11 protein-coding genes are annotated in these 21266 nt (G+C 55.8%); 1 reads left to right on the plus strand and 10 read right to left on the minus strand.

All coding sequences use genetic code 11. The annotated features are described in order from the left end of the window. The first annotated feature begins 1010 nt into the window (after positions 1 to 1010). A complete protein-coding gene (locus Q2B33_RS15810; protein ID WP_300566084.1) occupies positions 1011 to 3236 on the plus strand; it encodes an AraC family transcriptional regulator in 2226 nt (741 codons plus the stop codon). Positions 3237 to 3300: 64 nt separating this feature from the next. On the opposite strand, the gene Q2B33_RS15815 is transcribed toward Q2B33_RS15810, so the two are convergent. The 10 genes from Q2B33_RS15815 to Q2B33_RS15860 form a co-directional block, all read right to left on the minus strand. Further along, entirely contained in the window at positions 3301 to 3900 is a 600-nt protein-coding gene (locus Q2B33_RS15815; RefSeq protein ID WP_300566082.1) for a hypothetical protein, read from the minus strand. A 3-nt stretch (positions 3901 to 3903) separates the two neighbouring features. Next, complete coding sequence (locus Q2B33_RS15820) at positions 3904 to 4308, minus strand: hypothetical protein (protein WP_300566080.1); 405 nt, start codon at positions 4306 to 4308, stop codon at positions 3904 to 3906. A 60-nt stretch (positions 4309 to 4368) separates the two neighbouring features. Then, complete coding sequence (locus tag Q2B33_RS15825; RefSeq protein WP_300566079.1) at positions 4369 to 7590, minus strand: hypothetical protein; 3222 nt, start codon at positions 7588 to 7590, stop codon at positions 4369 to 4371. A gap of 169 nt (positions 7591 to 7759) precedes the next feature. Beyond that, on the minus strand, positions 7760 to 9511 hold the full coding sequence (locus tag Q2B33_RS15830; protein ID WP_300566077.1) for an alpha-L-rhamnosidase C-terminal domain-containing protein: 1752 nt from the start codon (positions 9509 to 9511) through the stop codon (positions 7760 to 7762). Between the two features lie 226 nt (positions 9512 to 9737). Further along, complete coding sequence (locus Q2B33_RS15835; RefSeq protein ID WP_300566075.1) at positions 9738 to 12425, minus strand: hypothetical protein; 2688 nt, start codon at positions 12423 to 12425, stop codon at positions 9738 to 9740. Between the two features lie 143 nt (positions 12426 to 12568). After that, entirely contained in the window at positions 12569 to 14938 is a 2370-nt protein-coding gene (locus Q2B33_RS15840; protein ID WP_300566073.1) for a DEAD/DEAH box helicase, read from the minus strand. Between the two features lie 97 nt (positions 14939 to 15035). Beyond that, a complete protein-coding gene (locus tag Q2B33_RS15845; RefSeq protein ID WP_300566071.1) occupies positions 15036 to 16574 on the minus strand; it encodes a leucine-rich repeat domain-containing protein in 1539 nt (512 codons plus the stop codon). 123 nt (positions 16575 to 16697) lie between these two features. Next, complete coding sequence (locus Q2B33_RS15850; protein WP_251208111.1) at positions 16698 to 18077, minus strand: ATP-binding protein; 1380 nt, start codon at positions 18075 to 18077, stop codon at positions 16698 to 16700. Beyond that, a complete protein-coding gene (locus tag Q2B33_RS15855) occupies positions 18074 to 20179 on the minus strand; it encodes a TerB N-terminal domain-containing protein (RefSeq protein ID WP_300898385.1) in 2106 nt (701 codons plus the stop codon). The genes Q2B33_RS15850 and Q2B33_RS15855 overlap by 4 nt, the downstream gene beginning before the upstream one ends. Before the next feature lie 66 nt (positions 20180 to 20245). Further along, positions 20246 to 21100, minus strand: coding sequence for a hypothetical protein (locus tag Q2B33_RS15860; RefSeq protein ID WP_300784834.1), 855 nt, complete (start codon positions 21098 to 21100; stop codon positions 20246 to 20248). Positions 21101 to 21266 lie beyond the last annotated feature (166 nt).

Here is a 21266-nt window from a genome sequence, read left to right on the forward strand (position 1 = left end):
ACTGGAGTTCAGACGTGTGCTCTTCCGATCTTTTCAATACTTGGTAAAGCTCATCCATGCTCTTTGGCTCATGCAGCCCCAGGTTGTCGAGCCATCTCTTGTTCAGCCAGAACAGGTTGATTTCACCGCGGTTTGAAATCTGAGGAACAGAATATATATGTCCATCGGGAGAGGTCAGATACTGCCAGCCGTCAAGCTCATCCAACTTTGCCGTCAGATTCGGCATATACTCATGAATCAGATCCTCCAGAGGAATCAGGATACCCTGTCCGCCATACTTGGTCAGGTCGCCCATCCTGATGCCAGACTTGAAGAGCATATCAGGATATTCGCCGGAAGCCAGTATCAGGTTCATCTTCTCTCCCTGGTCTGCGGCCAGGACACTGTCAAATGTAATATTGATGTTGGCTCTGGACATAGCCTCCTGCATCGCCAGATTATCCTGTAGAGAATAGGACTGGTTCATGCCTGAGAAAGCGGTGAACTCTATCGTCTCGGCAAGGGGGAATGTAATAGGACCGCCAGCGGCTTCTTTCGTCTTGGATTCTTCTGCCTTAGACTCGCTCTCCTGGGTCTTGCTCTCGTTGCTCTGACTTCCGCTGTCCCGGCCATCATTGGATCCGCAGCCAACCATAAGCGACATCGCCATCACTGTGGCCATCAATAGTGCAGCTACTTTCTTAATCTTCATAAATACCTCCTTATGAAATATATTTTTTAGATTTACGAGAGGCGCCACTCTTGCGAAACCTGTTTTTATTATGGAATATCACTATAGAAAAATGCAAGACACATATTTTTTACATTATTTTAAATGAATGTCCTTGTGATCACTCGCAGGCCAGAAATATATTAGACACCATTTTTTACCAACTCGCATCCGCCAGAATACATTATTCAAAAGGGCCATACAAAAAATGTACCTTCATTTATATTCCACAATGAAATTCCCTTGGGTTGCAGATTCTATTAAAATGTTGTATAATATTAGCAGTTTTAGGAGGCATTTTATGAAAAAAGTGTTTAATTCTATCCATCGGACGCATCGTACCCTGATCCATTATTTTTTATCCTATTTCATCCTATTGAGCTTCCTTCTGGTAAGCTTTCTTTTTATTGTGCGCATCCAGCTGTCAAGATCCTATCTCGACATGCTGAACCAGCAGGCCAATCAGCAGCTGTCCCACATCAAAACTCAGTTCTCCAATGGACTAGCCACTGTCAGTCAAATCAACAGTTCGCTGGCCAACAACATCAATCTCGCATTGTCAAGGCATACAGACAATCCCTGGAAACAGTATGTCGCCTCCCAGGAAATCAATTCGTATGCCATTGCCAATGACATGATTCAGGGTATCGTTTATTACGACGCAGTCCGTGATAAACTCTATTCGACAGGGAAGTATGTGAAATATACCGATGGTGTCTTCCATATATTTGATGACAAGAGCTATACTGTATTCAATCCCGACGAGTATCAGGATTCCATCACGAACCAGCTCATCTCCGTCAAAGGGGAGAATGCTTCCTATTTAATCTATTACCCTTACCATGATAAAGGCATGGGGTATACGCTCTTCTATCTCATAAATGAAATAAGCGTGTCCAACATGTTGAAGGGCATCCTGTCGGAGGAAATCATCTCCATTGCATTGGTGGGGTCTGACAACCAAATCGCTGTCGGTGTGTACAGCTCTCTTTTGGCCCCTCACCTCTCCGCAATCCAGGATGATACGGAAGTCTGCCATCTGGACTCCCAGACCTCCCTGCAGGTCAGTTCCGGCCTCTACAGCGGCTTCAAGATGGTCGCCATGATTTCCGACAAAGCTATCATGGACAGAATCAATGCAATCCTCTCCCGCACCTACCTGATTCTGTTCCTCTTAGGTGTCGCCGGTATGCTCATAGTGCTTTTCGCTATGAGGAGAACTTATCTGCCGCTCAGCAGACTCACCAGGAAAATCATAAAGAATCCTGCCTTCAATCAAAGCTACCTGGAGCAGCTGGATTTGGCCTTTTCCGATGCTGCCGCGGAAAATAAGAACCTACAGAATAAAATAGAAAAATATCGGCTTTCCATGCAGAAATCCATACTCGACTCCATCGTGGCGGATAGGCAGGTCGTCGCAGCGGAAAGCATCGGACAGATGGGGGCCTTTGACCGCATAGATCCATTCTTCACTATGGAGCCGGACAATCTGATTTTCGCGCTCCGCATGAGAATCTCTCCCGAGCTGCTTCCGGCGGATTCCGGCGTGCAGTTTCAGGAAATTGCGCTGTTCCTGAAAGACGCTCTGCCGGAAAAAAGTTCCTGCCTCATGCTGGAATATGACCGCGATACCGCCATGTTCCTGCTAAGCTATCCGGGGATGGAGCAGCGCAAAGAGGAGGCGCTGCTTGCCCTACTAGAGAATTACTGTGAGGAAAGGGAGTATCTGTCCGCTTTGAGCAATGGCTCCTCCTCGCCCATGGACATTCCCTCCCTCTATGAAAACGCCATGCTTGCCAGCAGGGAATGGAGCCATAGGAAAGTGGCATCTTTTGGCGCCATGGATTCCACCCTGCCGGGGGAGCATGTCCTCACATATCCCTATGAGCTGTTGGATGGGCTGGCTCAGGCCCTGAAGGATCACGATTTCAAGAGGGCTGAATCCGGAATCCAGCAGCTCTCCGCTCTGCTGGACGGCTCCTTTTCCACGGAGAATACGCTGCCCGACTTTTTCGTGCGCTGCGTGCTCATAGATATTCTGACGGCCCTCATAAACGCCATGAACCAGATGAATGTCAAATTTAAGGATTACCGTGATACCTATTTTGAGGCCCTGTATTTCTGCCGCAGCTTCCCCTACCAGGAAAAGAAGCAGGAAATCCAGTCCCATATCGGACAGCTCCTGGCTCTCTTCGTGTCAGAGGCGGAGAATCAGCTGATCAATGCCGCACAAATCGAGCAGCTGGTGGATGAGAATTTCTCTTCGGCAGATTTCTCCATCTCTTACCTGGCAGACAATTTCCATGTGAGCATCGCTTATATGAGCTATCTGTTCAAAAAGGAAATGGGAGAGAATTTTTCGGATTATGTATGGAATCTGCGCTTGGGGAAGGCGAAGGAGCTGCTGCTCAACACGGACATGTCTATCGATGACATCAGCCTGGCTGTGGGCTATGTGAACACGTCCAGCTTCCGCAGAAAATTCAAGCAGGCTACAGGGATGACGCCTTCGCAGCTGCGCGGTTGATATTATTTTCCATAATGTCTGTGTTTTTATGATGAAAAAGGATATTAGGATTGACAGATTTGGTTCAGACCATATTCCATTCACTATCGGGCAGCATTGGACTAAAATAGCCTTTGATACAGTTCGGATTGATGATGCACAGCTGGGCATGTGTCTTTTCCATGATTCCTGAGTTTTCGTAAACAGGATTTCCTTCGATGAACACTCCTCGGATACCATCGTAAGGCCTTTCGTCATTCTCCCTGTTGTACTGATGTATCCTTTCAATGACGGCACAATCCAATTCTCTTAACAGAAGATCTTTATTTAAAGATTTTCCCAACAAAGAGAATTCAAATTTTAAAATCTCGTATCCCGTCTTAAGAATAGAAGCACTGCCATAATCAGCCAAGTCCAGACAATGCCCCAAGCTTATGACTGCTCCTATAGCTGCTGGCTCTTTTGGCTTTTCGTCAGGATGCTTCTTATTATATCTACTACAGTATGAAGCCGCCCACTCTTCAGCCCTATCCAAGCTGTTCTCCCAAAAGTAGATTCCGCTCCCCAACCAATCATATGAATTATGGCTTGCCCTCAGCTTATTGTGCTTATACAATACATTCTTGTATGTGTCTAAATCACAGCCATGAAAACCAAGAACCAAATTCGGCAAATTGCTATACATATATCATCTCCTGTGCTGGACATATTTCCCAAGATTGCTGTACCTTTCCGAGAATTCGCCATCTTCACGTATGATATGGCATTTCTCCAGGATTTCCCGGGATTTCCTGACCGCTTCATTGTTCGGCATCAATTTCAGCTCCCGCAAGTAGTCTTCCATGCCCTTTACATAAGCTGTTCTTTCGTGTTCCACTAATTCAATAGCTGGCATCGCATCTACCTCCTCGCCATCCACAAGCATGTTTTCACTAAGGCCTTTTTTACGTTTCATCGCTTCCATCGCCCTCCCTATAGGTAATAGCATGCGCTTTCCTATAGGAAAAAATATAGAGATAAAGCTATTATTTCTTTTATTATAAGGCAACGCCTCGCATTTTACAACAGGATTTTCCCCGAAATCCAGCAGCATATCTTCAGTATGTCTTCGATAATCATGCCGGGTTTTGGGGAAAATCGCTATGGTGCCCCTCTACCCTCTCCTGACCTCCGGCTTCTCTAACAGCCCCTGGGGATAGAGCATATGCACATCGCTCCATCCTTCGCCTGTCGTCATGAAATTCCCCGGGCCGTAGGACGGTGCTTCCTTCGGGCACTGGTGCAGGGGGCCGAAGGTGTTGCGCCTGGTCAGCACCACCTCGATACTGCGCAGGTTCTCTGCCTCGGCCCGATAGGGCGGGAACGCAATCGTCCCTTCGCCGTCTCCGTGGAGCTTGATCAGCGCCCCACCGAAGCCGGAGGCCTTTACGCTTACGCGGCAGTGCTTTGCCTCTTCCCCGGCTGCCGTCCCATCCAGCTCATAGATTACGCTTCCGGAGTAGAAAGGCAGTCCCTGGCCAGTGATGTCTCCGACTGCCAGCCTTTCCGGTAGCCCTGTAAGAATCACGCGGCTGCCGCTGGGGACAGCATCCGCAGAAGCTCCTTCCACAGGTCTTCCGGCGGTATTCCCGGCCCATGCTCCGTCCGCGGAAGCTCCTCCGCCAGAATTCCTGTCCCCGGAAGCAGCATCCTGGATTTCCACGCCGAAATCCCCCAGCAGGTAGACCGCCTCTATGCCGCATGTGCTGTAATAATCCATGGCGATGGTGACGGTATTGTGGCCCTTCTCCAGAATCTGAGCCGGAATCTCCAGCTCGTCAAAGCATATGTCAATCCATTTCCCCCTGCTGGTCAGGGGAATCTCCTTCCCGTTTACAAGAATCTGTCGGATATGCGTCAAATCCTCCACCGCAAGCCGCACATCCCCGGGAACCTCCGCGATTTCAATATCATATCGAAGAGAGATTGTATCCAGCAGCCTCGTGTTCCCGCCCTTATATTTCACCTGATACCAGGGCTGCAGCATCTCGCCGCCCCGGTAAGGGATGCCCAGTATGTCCCGCAGGGCCCGGTCTGCTTTCAGCACTTCCATCCGGGGGATTTCGTTGCCCCTGCCGTCCGTGACGGAGACCATGTCCAGCACGCAGATATTCGGCTCGGAAAGCCGGTAGCGGAAGGTATCCGGCAGCTCCACAGGCTCGCTGCCGATAAATGCCTCCATCTCCGGCAGCTCCCGCCGCGCCCGGGCAATGAGGAATATGCGCTCCCCGCCCTTCTCCAGATCCATCGTCAGCTGTATCCTGCCCTCCGACACCCGGTATGGCGGCCTGGTAATCCTGCCGCTTCTGGCATCCCAGAGCTCCAGATGCTCACCCTGGCCCAGGTCTATGGCGACATCCTTGTAATCCCTCTCCCGGTTCACGTTCAGAAGCATCACCATACGGCCGCCGTCCACCTCAAAGGACTGCACGAAGATATCCCCAAGGGCTGCCGCGTCTTTTCCTCTCCCGCCGGAATCTCCTGGCGTTATCCGGACTTCCATGCCGCTCCCCGCCGCCCGGGCCACTGCCTCCTCCTCAAAAGCCACCCTCCTGCATCTGTCCGCAAGCAGGCGTACCTTATCCGATGGAATCACATCCACGAATCCCGGAACCTCACCGGCGAAGATGACCTCCCCGCCCCGGGCCGCGAATTCCTCCAGAAGCGCCAGGGTGCCGGAGCGCATGGTGTCCATGCCTGCCACCAGGACCTTGCGGTAGGCGCAGCTTCCCACATACAGGATGCCCTCCTCCACCTTCCCGTGGCGGGACATGATGTCCTCCTCGCCGTAGTCGAAGTCGATCTGATTGCCGGAAAGGATATGGAACAGCTCGGCGTACTGCCGCTCCAGGCGGATGATTTCCGGATCCACGCCCAAGAGCCCGTCAAAGGAGCCGCTGTAGGCCCTTGCCCACACGCTCTCGATGGGGTTCAGCACCAGCAAATCACAGACCGGCTTTCCGTCATGGAGCGCGGCATGGATTCTGGAGAAATAGTCCTCCACATAATGATAGTCCCGATACCAGCAGGACTGATGCAGCATGCTGGCAGGATAATCCCGCTTCGCCTCCCCCTTCATGGTGTACCAGGACAGATGGGGGCATCTCAAGTTCACGCCGAACAGCGCCTGCCAGTCGCCTACATTCTTGTAGGACTCGAAATCCATCTGCCAGCCTGTACATCCGTAGAGCTCGGACAGGACCCACTCCTTGTCCAACTGCCTGGCCACGGAGGAAATCTGTTTGGCCACCCAGTAGCATCTGTTGTCCTCGCTGAGGATGTCGATGCCGGGATAGTCCATGTACTCATAGAAGCGCATGAGGGAACCCTGCATGATGGCCTGGCAGCACAGGGAATCCTCATGGAGCACATGGCCGGTGAAGATCAGGCCGTTCTCCCTGCACCAGTTCTGAACGGGGATGGCAAAGCGCTCGAGGAAGAGCTCCTGGCACAGCTCGAAATAATCCCTGGTGACCTTGGACATCTCACCCCGGCTTCGGCGCAGGAACAGCTCCGGCAGGTTCTCCTTCAGGCTGTAGCCGAAACGCTTCTCGAATTCCGGGAACAGATCCGGCGTATAGGGGACGGCGTTCGGCTCCCCTTCCGCGAAATTCGTGAACACACCGCCCCTGTGTGGCTCGTCCGTGAAGATGCCCGAAATCTCCTTTCCGAACCTGTCACCGCATTTTTCTCTGTATTTCTCATGGGTCAGTTCGATGTATTTCTCTATGGCCTCCCTGTGCATGGTGTTCACATAGCAGTAACCGTTGTAATTGTCATTGCACACGGAATAGCGGGTACGGAACTCTATGGCCGTCTCCCCTTCCTCCAGGGCGTCCCCTGTCCGAAGCAGCCGCTTTCCGGAGAAGATTCCGCCGCAGCCGCCAGGCTGCCCCTTTTCCATGGAAGGCTCCTGTTCCATTTTGCAGACGAACACGGCCACCGCATCCTCATCCGGCCGCCAGGCCCTCCAGGCATCCTCCGTCAGACAGTTCATCTCCAGGAACATGGCCCTATACTGCTCTTCCTTCGTCACCATGCCCCCGGCGCTTCCCGAGGGCCAGCGGTCCTCATCGTAGAGCCAGGACTCCATCCCCGCCTTATGCCCATAATCCGCACATTTGTTGGTCAGCTCGAACCATTCCTCCCCCAGGTACTCCGTCTCCAGTCCGGTGCGGGAGTGCATGAAATAGCCGCCGAAGCCCATTTCCTTGATGATGTCTATCTGGCGGCACAGCTCCGCCTCCTCCAGCCTGCCGTTCCAGGACCAGAAGGGCTTTCCCCGGTACTCCGCTGTGGGATTTTCAAATAGTTTCTGTCTTTCGCTTAAATCCATAAGCCTCTCTCCTTGGATTTCCATATACTTTCCAAATATTCCCGGGCTCCCATGCAGCCAGACGCACCATCCTACATGAACGTCCGGGAGCTTGCGGCTGTCCGGGGCCGTCCTCCGGAACAGCAGCCAGCCGCAGCACCGCAGATCCACCCCTCAGCCATCCCCTGGCTTAGCTGCAGATCTCCACTTCCTTCGGCGCGTCCACCTCTGTCGCAATTGTACCGTCTGATTGCCTTACATGGGAGACGGAAATCTCGCCGTAAGGGGTGGGGTAGGTTCCTTTCGCCCATTCCAGATCCCCCAGATGGGGCTCTATCTTGACCTTCCGGCAGCCCGGCTCCAGAATCCGCACGCCCAGCACGTTCTCGGAAAGCCATGGCGTGGCGCCGCTGGCCCAGCCGTGGCACAGGCTGTGGCGGTAGCCCTGGTAGCAGAATCCGCCGTAAGTCCCATGGACGTCCACCCTGGATTGCTCTCCTTCCGCGGATTGCCCCGCTTCCGCAGCCGCCTGAGGCAGTTCGTCAATCCTGGCGGCGTTCTCCATCCAGTCCACATCGAAATCCTCCCAGAAGGTAGTCGCCCCTAACTGGAGCATGCCGCCCCAGTAGTCCCGGATGCAGTCCAGGCAGCCCTGATAATCCCCGGCCATGGCCCTGGCCGTCAGGATATAATATCCCATGAAGGTGGACATGCCCTTAGCGCCGCCCTGCTTCAGCAGAGCCTCGTTCACTTCCGCCGCCCCCTTCTGGCCCATCATCACCGAAAGGGCCGCCGCCTGTTTGGAATCCTCATAGTCTGTCTCGAAGCCTTTCAGCCGCTCAATGTCCTCCCTGCATTTCCCCGCCAGGGCCTCCTCCCCCAGGACGGTGAAGATCTTCTCCAGGCTTCCGGCGGCCCAGATATGCAGCGCCTGTACCCCCGCGTCCACGATGCCAAGCTTCCCCTCGGAGGGCCAGTCCAGGAAACGCCCCTCTTTCACCGTATCCTGTCCCTTTTCGTCGATATGGGCGGAGAGCTGCTCCGATAATCCTTTCAGATATTCCCGCTGCTTTTCCAGGAATTCCTTCTTCCCCGTGTACTGATACCAGTCCCAGGTAATGATGGAATACCACATGGAATAGCTTGCCATACCGTTCATCCAGCCGGGCAGAGGCGTCTCCTTCCGGATGAAGTCAAGGCTGTCATCCACAGAGGAATCCTCGCCGAACACGGCCTTGATTGTGGTGACCTCCGGATGCATGTCGCCCACCCAGACCAGCCTGTCCCTTTTGATGCCGTCCCATATGTATTCCTGCATGTTCAGGTGCACGGTATACGCCCCCACGTCCCAGATGCGGTTGAGCAGCCCATCGCTGCAGGCAAAGCTTCCCCGGTATGGGACATCCTTGTAAATCAAAACAGCCCAGACGGTCTTCAGGGCGATGATGGCCTCCGGCTCCTCCAGGTCGATGCGCACAAAGCGGAAGCCGCTCTCCCCAATCTGGTTCATGCTCATCATGCCCACTTCCACGGTCATGTCCCTCCTGGCATGATCGTTGGTGGCATTGGTTTCCCCGCCCGGCTCGCTCATGGCCTCGGCGGCGGACTCTCCAAAGCGAATCCGCACCTTCGCCCCCCTGCCCGTGCTGTCCATCCAGGCCAGGAGCCGGATGCCGCCATGGATTTCCACGCCGTAATCCAGCAGGATAGAAGCCTTTTCCTGCGCCTGCCCCTCATTCTTCAGGATACAGGGCCTGTGGGCTGCCAGGGAGATCTGCATCTCACGGTTCTCCAGCAGGGTGTCGCTGTTCTCCACATGCCCCTTCATCCAGAGAATCCGTTTCGGAAGCAGGAACCTCCTGGTCCGGACGTCCTCCTTCCCGGCTTTTAAGATGTCCTCATCCATGACGCGGAAGATGTCCTTTCTGTCTCGTTGTGCCATGTCCATCCTTTTTTCCTCCTTATGATTGCTATATCCTCTCGGAATCTCCAGACCACATATCACGCGGCTTTCCAGAATTCCTCGGGAACGATTCCTCCACTTTTCCAGATGCCGTCCTGCCACAATGCCTGATTTTACCTTCTGAAATTCCGAGAGCCTATTGCTTCGTCTTCTTTTTCCTTATCTCCGTCCACTACAATCTTCTTTGGAATGCTCAGGATTGCGGTCATCCAGGCATCGCCAGCCCCTTCCCGGCCTCCACCCGGACATCCGCCCTATTCCCGCACTCCAGCGTCCGCCGGAATTCCTCTTCCTTCCCGTTCACCGTAAGCTTCCCGCCGCAGAATTCCCCGGGCAGCTCCACCAGGATACGATATCCCTCCGGCGCGGACACGGACAGGCGGAGCCCCTCCATATCCCTGTGCCAGAAAGCCGTAAACTGCCCGTCCTCCAGGCCGATCCGGCCCTTTGCCCAGCGCAGGCTCCCCCGGCCCGGTGCGAACCGCAGGGTCTTTTTCCGGCAGTCGGGGATGTCCATTCCCAGGAAATCCCGCATCACCACCACACCATAGTGGGCTCCGAAGCCATGGTTGCGGCTGTCCGTGCCGCCCAGGGTCTCCCAGAACGTCCCCGGGTCATGTGCCGTCATATAGCAGCACAGACGCTTCATCTCCCTCTCCAAAAGCGCCGTCTCCCCGAACCTGGCCAGAAGCTCGAAGCGCATCATGTGGCCGAAGAATACGCCGCAGTTCCCCACGGACAACTGCATGGTTCCCCGGTATCTCTCCGGCATAGGGCCGAACTGCTCCACCAGCGCCTTCCAGAGGTCGGGTGCGTCCTCCCGCCGCAGCAGCCCCGTCCAGAAGCAGTAATACTGGGCCGCTTCGCTGTAGACTCCGTTCCCCACCAGAGCCCCGTCCTCCACTGTCATGGAATCGGCCAGGAAAGGGTACATGGTAAAGAGGTCGTACTTGCTCTCCTTTACTCTCCCATAAGCCTCCCGGAAGACCCTGCGGATCCGTGCCGCTTCCTCCCCATAGGCCTCCACGCCGTACATCTCCCCCAGCCGCTGGGCCACCATTGCGTAGAGGCCATTGGCCGCTGTGCAGACTGCCTCCGTGTTGGCCCGGTTGTTGGACGCGGACCAGTCGATGAAGACGGAGCCCGGGATATTCTCCAGCACACCCAGCTCGTTCATCAGGCTCCGGGAGGCCTCCATGAAACTTTCCACCCTGGCGGCGAAATCCCGCTTCAGAACCTCGTCCCCGGTCCTTCTATAATAATCCGTCAGCTCCAGGAGCACGAAAAGGCTCCAGGTATACATCAGCTCAGGGTCGTTCTTCTCCCCGCCGCAACAGCAGCATGGGAAAGTGCCGGGCAGCATCCGGGCATAATCGGCCGCCAGGAAATCGTACAACATAGAACGCTCCACCGTAGTATCCCCCAGGAGCATGGCGGCGGCCCTTCCCGTCCAGTAGCTGTCCCCGGCCCAGCCGCCCCGCTCCCGTTCCGGAGAGTCCAGGAAGAATGCCAGGGTATTGGTGAGGAGGGTGCGCTTCGAAGCCTCATAGATGCGGTTCAGCTCCATATCGCTGCAGAGGAACTGCGCCCTGCCCAGGGCCTCCGGGAAGCGGTAGCGCCTCACATAGATATCGGCCAATCGGAATATTTTGTCCGTCTGCACGACAACCTTGATATATTTCAGGAAATGGGGCTCCATGGATTCAAAGGAGATGCGTCCTCCCGCCGATTCCAGGCGTATGATGCGGTTCGTGCTGTCCGCCTTCACCGGCACCTGGGCCGTCTCGTCCAGGAAATCGTTCCAGATGATGTCCACCGTGGCAGGGCCTTCCGTCTCCAATGTCAGTCCGATCAGGCCGGTCTCCGCATCCCCCAGGGCAAATTCCAGGGCTGTGGCGGCCTCCGGCCCGGAGCCGCTTCCTTTCGGGCACACTTCATATCCTTTCGTCCCCGCGCCGTCTTCGTACTCCCGCAGGATCCCGGCGAAAGCCCTGTCTATGCAGCCCGCCCTGTCCAAAGAGGGCCGTCTGATATCCGTGCCTCCGCAGCAGGCCAGATATGCGTCCGTCTCCCACCAGTTCCTGGCAGGCCCGTCGAAAGAACCGGGTTCCACGCTGAACACACCCAGCAAGGAGACATCCGGTACCTTCCCCATGTCCGGCATCGCCACGCGGCGCTCCTGGATGATGCGCCCTGTGGAATCTTCAGAGATTTTGGAGTCTTCCCTCCTGCCCCCGTCCTTCCAGGTCTCCTCCAGCGCTTCCGCCACCACCTCGAAACCTGTCTCCTGCGGAATCTCCCCTGTGCGCCAGTCCGCGTATCCTTCCCGCAGGGCATACAGCTCCACCGGATACCTGCGCCCGTGGGACATGGCCTCCGCATGGAAATCCCTGTAGGGCAGAAGGCCGCATCTCCAGCTGTCCTGCCCCGTTGCCGCCACCACTCTTCCGTCCACGGTAAGCTCTCCGAAGAACACGGAGTTTTCATGGGTGGAATAATTGAACTCCCGGGGCACATAACCCATGACCTCCACGGCCAGCCGAATCTCCCGGGGAGGAATCTCCGCTCCGGGAGAGCCATCCCGGGAAAGCCCTTCTTCCCTGAACCCCCTTCCTGTCCGGGCCAGCCTCCCGGTCAGGTCATAGCGGTCTGCCTTCAGCCGCCCAAAAGGCGCGGGAGCCGGCCCCATGCCCAGGAAATCCCCATTCAGATAAATACGGTAAAAAGTATGAGCCGCCACGGTGAGCTCCACCTGGCCGCCAGAATACGAGAAATCAAGACGGAAAGCCGCCAGCACATTCGGCACGGCGGACTTTCCCGGCAGGAAGATGCCCTTTGCCTCTTTGAATACTTTCCCGGAGTTCTTTGCCTCTCTGGAACATTTTTCTTCCATATAAATATCCAACCCTTTCCGCAGACAGCATACATTCTTCCCTTTCCGAATCCGGATACCGCGCCGCTCCTAAAAGTTCACAGAATTTACTTTCCGCTGTTTTGGATATTATATACAAAGTACCTCCAAAAATCAATATGCTATTATTTGCATTTTCCATCAAAATTTTGTATCATGTCCCGTTTCAGCCCGTCAAAATCCAGATAATCCTCAATGAACTGCTTCCGCAGCAGCTCCAGGGGGATGAATTCATTGTACTTCCCGTTGATCTGAATCTTGTCCGGCAGGGGCAGGCTGTAGAGGTCCAGGTCGGAATGCAGGATGTCGCTGATGATGCCCGCCAGCTCCTCTTTGCTCCCGTCAAAGACCACCTCCAGGTACAGGCAGGTGCTCCAGGGAATCTTGCTCTTGATCTTACGCTGGAGCAGCGCATAGTGCAGCGTCACCAGCTGCCTGGTCCCCACCCAGGGGAATATGGCGAACTTCTGTTTGGACAGCTCCGTCACCAGATTCTCCAGGATGCCGCTGTTCCGGGCGATGTACTGGATTTCCAAAAGGCGCTCCTGGCAGCGGTCGCTTAAATAAGGATACGGGTCGTCCCGCTCCAGGACGCTGCGCACCTTGCGAACCAGCACCGTGTGGAGCTCCGCCTCGAAATCCCTGTCCCAGTCCACCACGGAGATGCCGGGCACCCGTTTCACGAACAGCACCTTGGACTTCACATTGATGTCCACTGTCTCCCAGGACATGCCTGCCAAAGCGAAGCGGGTGCCCACGGGATAGGTCTTGTCCACGGTGCCGATCGTCCGGTTCTCCTCCTTCACCAGCAGGTACTCCGGGGCCAGGAACACTGTCAGGAACTTGTGGCTGTTCACTTCCTTCTCCCCGGCCCGGCCGATCAGCAGGCCGTCATGCTCGGAGCGCTCCAGCTGCTCGATGTGGATCAGGTACAGCAGAAGCTTCTTATAGTCCTCCTGGGAAATCTTCCGGAACGCCCCCAGGCTCAAGACCGCCTGGGCCAGCCCGGCGGGGGACATCTCCCCATTGCTCTTCAGGATGCTCATGGTCTGGTGGTACAGCAGGTTATAGGGATGGTGCCTGGGCGGGATGGGCTCCATCCAGTGGTCCCTCAGGTACAGCTCGATGATGGCGATCGTCCGGATGAACTCCCAGTTGATGGGGCCCAGGATGTCGGAGGAATTGATTTTGATGCTCTCCACGAAGGTGAACAGGAGCTGGGGCACCTGCCCCCGCCGTCCGCAGCGGCCCAGCCTCTGGGCGAAGCTGGATACGTTCAGGGGCGCGCCTATCTGCACCGCCTGATCCAGGGAGCCGATGTCGATGCCAAGCTCCAAAGTCACGGTGGCCCCGGTGACGATTTTCTCATCGGCGGACTTCATCTCGTCCTCCGTGGTCTCCCGCAGCAGGGCGGAGACATTGCCATGGTGGACGCGGTATACGTCAGGCGCTTTATGTTTCAGCGCTATTTCGCGCAGGTTGGCCATGATGAACTCGATTTCCTCCCGGCTGTTGGCGAAGATGATGGTCTTCTTGTCCAGGGTCTGTCGGAAGAGGTACTCGTAATGCTCTCTGTCGCCCATGTCGCCGCCGGTATCCTTGTCCACGATATTCATGCTGCCGTTCCGCTCCACCAAATCCCGCTTGTCCGACACGTTCACGAAACGCTCGATGTGCAGACGGACACGTTTCTTCCCCTCGTCCGCCACAGGAGCCGCGCACTTCCGCCCTGTGCCCGTATTCAGCCAGTCCTGGGCCAGGGACATGTCCCCCAGAGTGGCGGAGAGGCCTATCCTGCGGGGATTTACGCCGGTGAGGGCCCTGAGCCGCTCCAGCACGCAGAGAAGCTGCAGCCCCCTTTCGTCCCGCATGAAAGAGTGCACCTCATCGATGATGACGAAGCGCAGGTCGCAGAACATATTCAGGCAGGCCCCCCGCTTGTTGGTGATCAGGCTCTCCAGGGATTCCGGGGTAATCTGCAGGATGCCCTCCGGATGCTTGATCAGCCTGTCCTTTTTGTCCACGGAGGCATCCCCGTGCCATTTGGTGACGGGTATATTGGAGTCTAAGAGCATCTGCTCCAGGCGCTTGAACTGGTCATTGATAAGCGCTTTCAGAGGGGAGATGTACATGGCCCCCACGGAGCGGGACGGCTTCTCATAAAGATGCGTGAGCACCGGAAGGAAGGCTGCTTCCGTCTTGCCGGAAGCCGTGCCGGAGGACAGCAGCAGGTTGTCGTCGCTGTCGAAGATGACCTGGCAGGCCGCCACCTGGTTGCCATGCAGCTCTTCCCATTTATTCTCATAGATAAAATCCTGTATAAAAGGCGCAAGCCTGTTGAATACGTCCATTTTGCAGTCCCCATGCCATAAAATATATTCTATTGGTACCACTGTCTCATACACTGTCTTGTATTCGCCCTCAGCTGCAACCAGGTCGTCATGGCTGCCGTCCTGCACAATGCGCCCATTCTTAATCAAAAGAATCCTGACCACAATCTGCCAAATTCCTCATAGAGATGTTTCTCTTCCAAGGCATCAATGGCAGCCACCAACTGCGAACTACTGTAAGTTTATTCTTTTGCCTTCGGTTCTAGAAATATTTCTCCGGCCATACATAGAGAGAGATACCGCCCAGTTCCACATGCTCGGTGAGCTGTGGGGCCAGGGCCGGGATGTCGTACCGGCGGGCCACATTGGTGTCCAGACAGAGGCAGCTCAGCCGCTTCATGGTCGAGATGACCTCCAGGCCAGTGAGATTCGGATTCTCATATAAGTCCAGGTTCCAGGCTCGGCAGAATTCCAGGTCGGAGATGTCCCCCAGGCCGGTGCCGCTCAGGTTCAGCATCCCCAGCCGCTTGCACTTGCGCAGGTAGGCCAGCGTCCCCGGCTCCAGGGGATTGCCCCGCAGGTTCAGCTGATTCAGGCCTGTCATCCCCCGCAGGGGCTCCAGGCTGGTAATGCGGTTGCCGTAGACGTTCAGCTGCACCAGTTTGTCCAACCCGGCCAGGGGGGACAAGTCGGAAATCAGGTTGTAAGGCAGCCACAGCTCCCGCAGGCCGGTGAGGGTGGCCAGAGGGGCCAGATCCTCGATGTCGTTGTCCCACAAATCCAGCTCCTTGAGCCCGGTCAGCCCCTTCAGGAAAGACAGGTCCCGGATGCCCTCGCCCCGGGCCTGAAAGCGCTTGAGGTGAACCAGCTCCGCCGCCCGCCGGAACAGTTCCTCTTCCTGTGGATCGGTGGAGCCCCACATCTCCCCGTTTTCCTCCGCAGTCCGGACGACCTGAATCAATTCTCCGACTCGGGCCCACTCCGCCGCCCGTTCCTTGTCCCACTGCCAGCCTGGCTTTTGCTGGGCGGCCCGACGGGCGGAAAGCTTTTCATCCCTCTCCTGGGGCAGCAGGGCCAGGGTCTGGCGCAGCTGGCCCAGGAGGTATCCGGCCCAGCTGTCACTGGGCCCCTGGTGGACAAAACGGTTATCCTCCAGCCATCTGGCACATTGTTCGGCGGGACTGGCTCCCTCGGGCCAGGTGAAGTCCGCCCCGATTACATCCTGAAAGCGGCGGGAACGGCCCCTCCGCCCCTCCTCTCCGGTGAGGCAGCAGATCAGGTAGGCCTCCAGGTTGCCGTCCAGCACCAGCTCCAGCCACTGGGCAAAGGTGCATGCCGGGGCCCGGCGGACTCCGAAGTCCCCTATCGTCCATATTTCCCCGGTGCATGGCCCGGCAGTGACAAGGGACCAGCCCAGATGATCGCCTCCCATAATCAGAATCTGCCCCGGCAGCTTGGACGGATTCGCGTGTTCTGTCAGCTCCCCGCGCAGAGCCCGCGAATCCTCCGCAGGAGGGTAGGGCACATCCAGGGACGCCTCACGATCCTCGATTTCCATGTTCCACAGGGGACGCCAGTACCGGATATTGCATACGTCAGGCAGGGTTCCGCCGACGGCAGTCCGGCTGACGATCTCCCGAAAATCCGCAGGCAGACTGACATGCTGATTCGCTTCAAATTCTGCGGTCCACCCGGAACCTGCCGGCTCCTCCAGACGGACCAGACTGCCCTCCCGCTGAGCCATCCAGGCCAGCTTGTCCTGTACCCGCTTTATCTGCACTGCGTCTGTTGTGTAATCCATAATGTACCTCTTTTTGTCCGATTATTGTCCGTTGTCATCCAGGTTGTCCGGAAAGACATTTCTTTCATTTCCCACAAGAGATGAATGGGACTTTGGTCAAGACATCCTAATTATATCTCAAATTTATATCTCAAATTCCCGGAATTCGTCCTGTATTTCTTCGTCCGGAATCCCTCCCTTGGCCATCTCAAAGCTGTTGTCCCCGAGAATCTGCGAGACAGTCTTCTGGGGGTTCTGGTGCAGGATATTGATCAGTTCGATAAAGTCACGGATAATCTCACGGGGCGTGATATGAGTCTCGGCACCCACGCGGTTATATTCTACCGTCAGAAAATATACCAGATCCTCCTGAGCCAGTGCCGGAGTATAATTGTACAGCTGGGCATGAATGTTCTGCAGCTTCTCCACAAGGATGTACATTTCCTCCTGGGTCAGCATCTGGAGCCGGATGATGGGGGCGGACAGATCCTTTACGTCCGCTGTGGCGAAATGTCCCTCAGCCAGCCGGGAGCGCAGCGCCTCATAGCTAAACACACCCTTATATTTGTCCTCAATGCACTGGGGCGTGCCTCCCATGAGGAAACCGATATGCCGGGCTTTTCCCTGAAGCACATCATTGTACATGGTGAGGATTTTTTCATAATTATTGGCCCTGGTGATGGAATTTGGTATCTTGAAGATATTGACCAGCTCATCTATGATGACCAGCATCCCCTTATATCCCGCCCCCACCAGAAAGGCTGCAAAAATCTTCAGGAAATCGTACCATGTCTCGTCTGTCACGATGAAATTGATGCCCAAATCCGCCTTGGCTTCCTTTCGGGTGGGATATTCTCCCCGAAACCACCTGAGCACATTGGATTTCAGGGCCGCGTCATCCTCCCTGTAGGCTTTCCAATAGAGAACCACCGCTTTGGCGAACTCGAAACCGTTCACCATTCCCTCCAGGGAACCTGCCACGGCATAAATCTGCCGCTCCACCTCTCTGTCGAATTCTGCCGAAGAATCCGCCTCCGCCATGTCTCCTGCGGCTGACTTTTCCCGGCTCCGGACATTTTCTATTTCTTCCGCAGGAAGCCGCGTTCTGACCGACATCTGGATGCCGGAAATCCATTTCTCCAATATCAGCGGAAGCGCGCCTCCGTCCGGCTTTGACTTGGTGGACAGATTCTTGATCAGCTCCTTATAAGTAGCCAGCCCCTGTCCCTTGGTCCCGGCAAATCTCCGCTCCGGCGAAAGGTCCGCGTCCACCACAGCAAAGCCTTTGGCTGTGGCATAGTTGCGAATCGTCTGGAGCAGGAAGCTCTTCCCGCTGCCGTATTTCCCCACGATAAAGCGGAAAGACGCGCCGCCCTCCTCAATCATCTCAATATCATGCAGGATCGCGGCGATTTCCTGTGTACGGCCCACCGTAATATATTCCAGCCCCGCTCTGGGCACCACGCCGCCCTTTAAGGCATTGATCAGAATATTGGCTATTCTTGTAGGTACCTGCTTTGTCATAGGGATTCCACCATCTCCTTTACTTGCTCTCTGTAGTCGTCGTATAGTTCAAATCCATCGTCCAGGATGCTGTCGCCGATGGAGTCCATGGCCTTTTCGTTGATGCCGTCCATCAGCACCTCCAGCATGACACCCTGTCCGTCAGCGAAAGGCTTCAAGTTCGTCTCCCCCTCCGCCACCAGCCGCAAGGCCTTTCTCTCTGTCTCCGACAGCGCCTCTTTCAGGCTGTCCCAGGGGGACGCTGACCCGCTATTTCCAGAAGATTCTTGCGCAGTTTCAGATATTTCTCCTCCGTTTCCAGACAATTCATTTCTCTCTCCCGGCATTGCTCCATATAAGCTTTCTCTTTCCCGCGCCTGATTATTATCTGCTCCGGAAGGCTGCCCCATTTCGGCAGGCTGCTCTCTCCCGGAAATCTCCCCATCATCTCTGCTGCTCTGCCCGGAATCCGCTTTCCCGGACAAAACCGCGGATTGCAGCAGCGGCTCCTCCGGGACTATCAGCCTCTCCTGTGTCGCCAATGCCTCCTGCCGGATTTTTTCCAGGGAAGCATTGTCCACCTTGACCACCGTCTTCGTGGCCTCCCTATAGAATTCCTCCACCGCAGCCGTGACGGTTTCCTCCAGGGATATCCCGTCCTTTCGCAGCTCGTCCGCCATCACAGGGCTTAAGGCATCCGGATTGGCGGTCAGCTTATGCTTATATTTCGTCAGCCGCCGCAGGACGGACTCCATCTGCTTCAGACAATAGCCCAGCAGCCGCTTCCCGCTCTCGGTGGTGATCATGGCGCTGAATGTCCAGCGGTTCTGGCTGCACAGGTAAACCTCCTTCTCCGACAGCACCACCCGCCTGTCGGCCTGCCTTGCCGCCGGGTAGAACAGCGCCCCCTGAAACGGCGTCCATGCCGCCATGCTCCGGGTGGGCTGGAAGATGTATTCCTCCAGATCCGCATGGCAGCCGCTGAAAGCCTTGCGCAGCCTGTCCATGGTAAAATAGAAGCAGTCCTGCACCAGCGCCCTGTTCTCTTCCGTATAAAAATTGGATTTCCTGATGTCGTACTTCGATATGGCACAATATAAATCGAACTTATCTTCCGGGTCGGCAAGTTTGGGATAATATGCCTGCAGCCCGTTCTCCCCGATGAACTCCCGGAACGGCCTGGGAAGTTCATAATAGATATGGTAGTCCTTCAGCCATTTTACCGCATATTTGTCTAAGGACGCATCATAGACCCGGTAGGCATCCCAGAAAAGCATCAGCCTCTCCAGGCCTTCCTCAGGGCCTTCCACGCCGATATTGTTCAGCAGTTCATATATATACAAAAAAGCGTATGATGTAGAGGTCTGCTGGATATTCCCCTGGCGCACCTGTGTCCTCCAGGTAAAGTATGTCCGCAATTGCCCGTACCCCATCATCTGGTAATTGGGGAAATAAGCGGAGTAGGGCAGAACCCTCCCGCAGTCGTCCTCGAAGTCCTTCATGAACATGCCCTGCCGGTAAAAGAGCCTGGAGTTCTCCTGCTGGATCCTCTTGTCATAGAATCTGGAATTGCCAAAGGCCAGTACCCTGCTCTCCCTGGCGATGTCCCGCATCCGGTTAAAGCGCTCCCGCACGGGATCCGACTCCCTGGCCGCTTCCCGCGCTCCCGCGGAAATCTCTTCCCCCTGCGATTCCTGGCTCCGGTCGGTCCGCAAGACAAACTTCCCCACCCCGGGCATGGGGCAGGCGTCATATTCAATCTCGTAGTATGGGGCTTCCTCCGGGATGACATCGGGCACAGGCTTTGGGAACGGCGCGGTTTTCCCCCGGGGAATCCGCTCCCCTCCGGGAAGCACCCCTTTCCCTGGCTGTCCGTTTTCCCTGAAAATCCATTCTTCCACGGCAGCCCCTTCTTCCATGGAATGCTCTTCTTCCATGGAATGCTCTTCTTCCATGGAATGCACCTTTCCCATGGCAGGCTCCTCTTCCATGGCAGGCCTCTGAATCTCCTCAAATATCTGAAACGCTTCAAATTCCCTTGGAATGCTCTTCTTCCATTCGTACTTTCCCATCTCTTCCCCCGACACACCCGGCCTGTCAAATGCTCCAAACATTTGTTCCATTGTACCAAAAAGGAAAGGGTTAGTCAATATGCAGCCGTGGATTTTGCCATTGCCGCCTTCCGGCTCCTAATCGCTCCAGGACAATATCCGGGGCCCCTGCTCTCTCCACACCACTGCCCTTCCCGGCTCAGCGCAGGAGAGCTCCGCCCATCTCTCCGGGCTGCCCGCCTCCTGACCGTCCACCTCCAGAATCACGTCCCGCTCCCGAAATCCCCGTCTCCGCCACTTGCTCTCCCCGGAAATCCTGATTACCAGAAGCCCTTTTTCCTCATACATCCCTGTGGCGGACATTTCCTCCAGGCCCCGAAGCGGCTTCAGCAGCATTCCGGCGTCATCCCACGACGTTTCAGCCACAGGGCCCTCCGTACCGCCCTCCCGCAGCATATCGAAGACGGAAGGCGCCTTCGCCTTCAGGCGCAGATCCGTCACGCCGCAGTCCTGCACCTTTAGCTGCTCAATGCCGAGGCGGTCGAGAATGTCCTCCTCCAAAATCCGAATGCCCTCCCCCTCGCCGCAGCGAAACCGGAAGCCCGCGCACAGGGAATGGCTGTCCATGCCCGATTTCTCCCGCAGCTCCCCGGCAGTCCGCCCGTCTCCTTCTCCGTACAGAAGATTATGGTCAAAGGATTCCCCCCAGCCCTTCAAGCCGATGTCGGCATATTGCCTGAAAATAATGTTCCTCTCGAAGACATCCTGGCTGTCCTCAAACCACACATGGGGGTGGAAGGTGTTGTGCAGCATCACATTGTTGACTACGCTCCTGTAGACACCCTCCCGGTTCTTGATACCGCCCCGAAGGCACAGATTCCCCGTAATCAGGTAATTCGAGGAACCGTCGTCCAGGTCGATGTCCCATCCGTTGGCACATTCGAACACATTGTCCCTGATGATTACGGTCGGACGGACAGACTTTGCGGACAATCTATCTGCTATGCCGCTTTCCGGGCGGCGGCACGTCTGTGCCGTGTGCTTTCCGAACACTGTTGAATATGGATTTTCTTGGCGCAGGGCTTACAATACTTTGCCACCGCTGAACCGGGCGTGAACTCTGCCCCGCAGCATTGGCACCGCCTGGGGGAGAGGGGGG

The organism is uncultured Acetatifactor sp., assembly GCF_948601915.1.
Taxonomy (GTDB): domain Bacteria; phylum Bacillota; class Clostridia; order Lachnospirales; family Lachnospiraceae; genus Acetatifactor.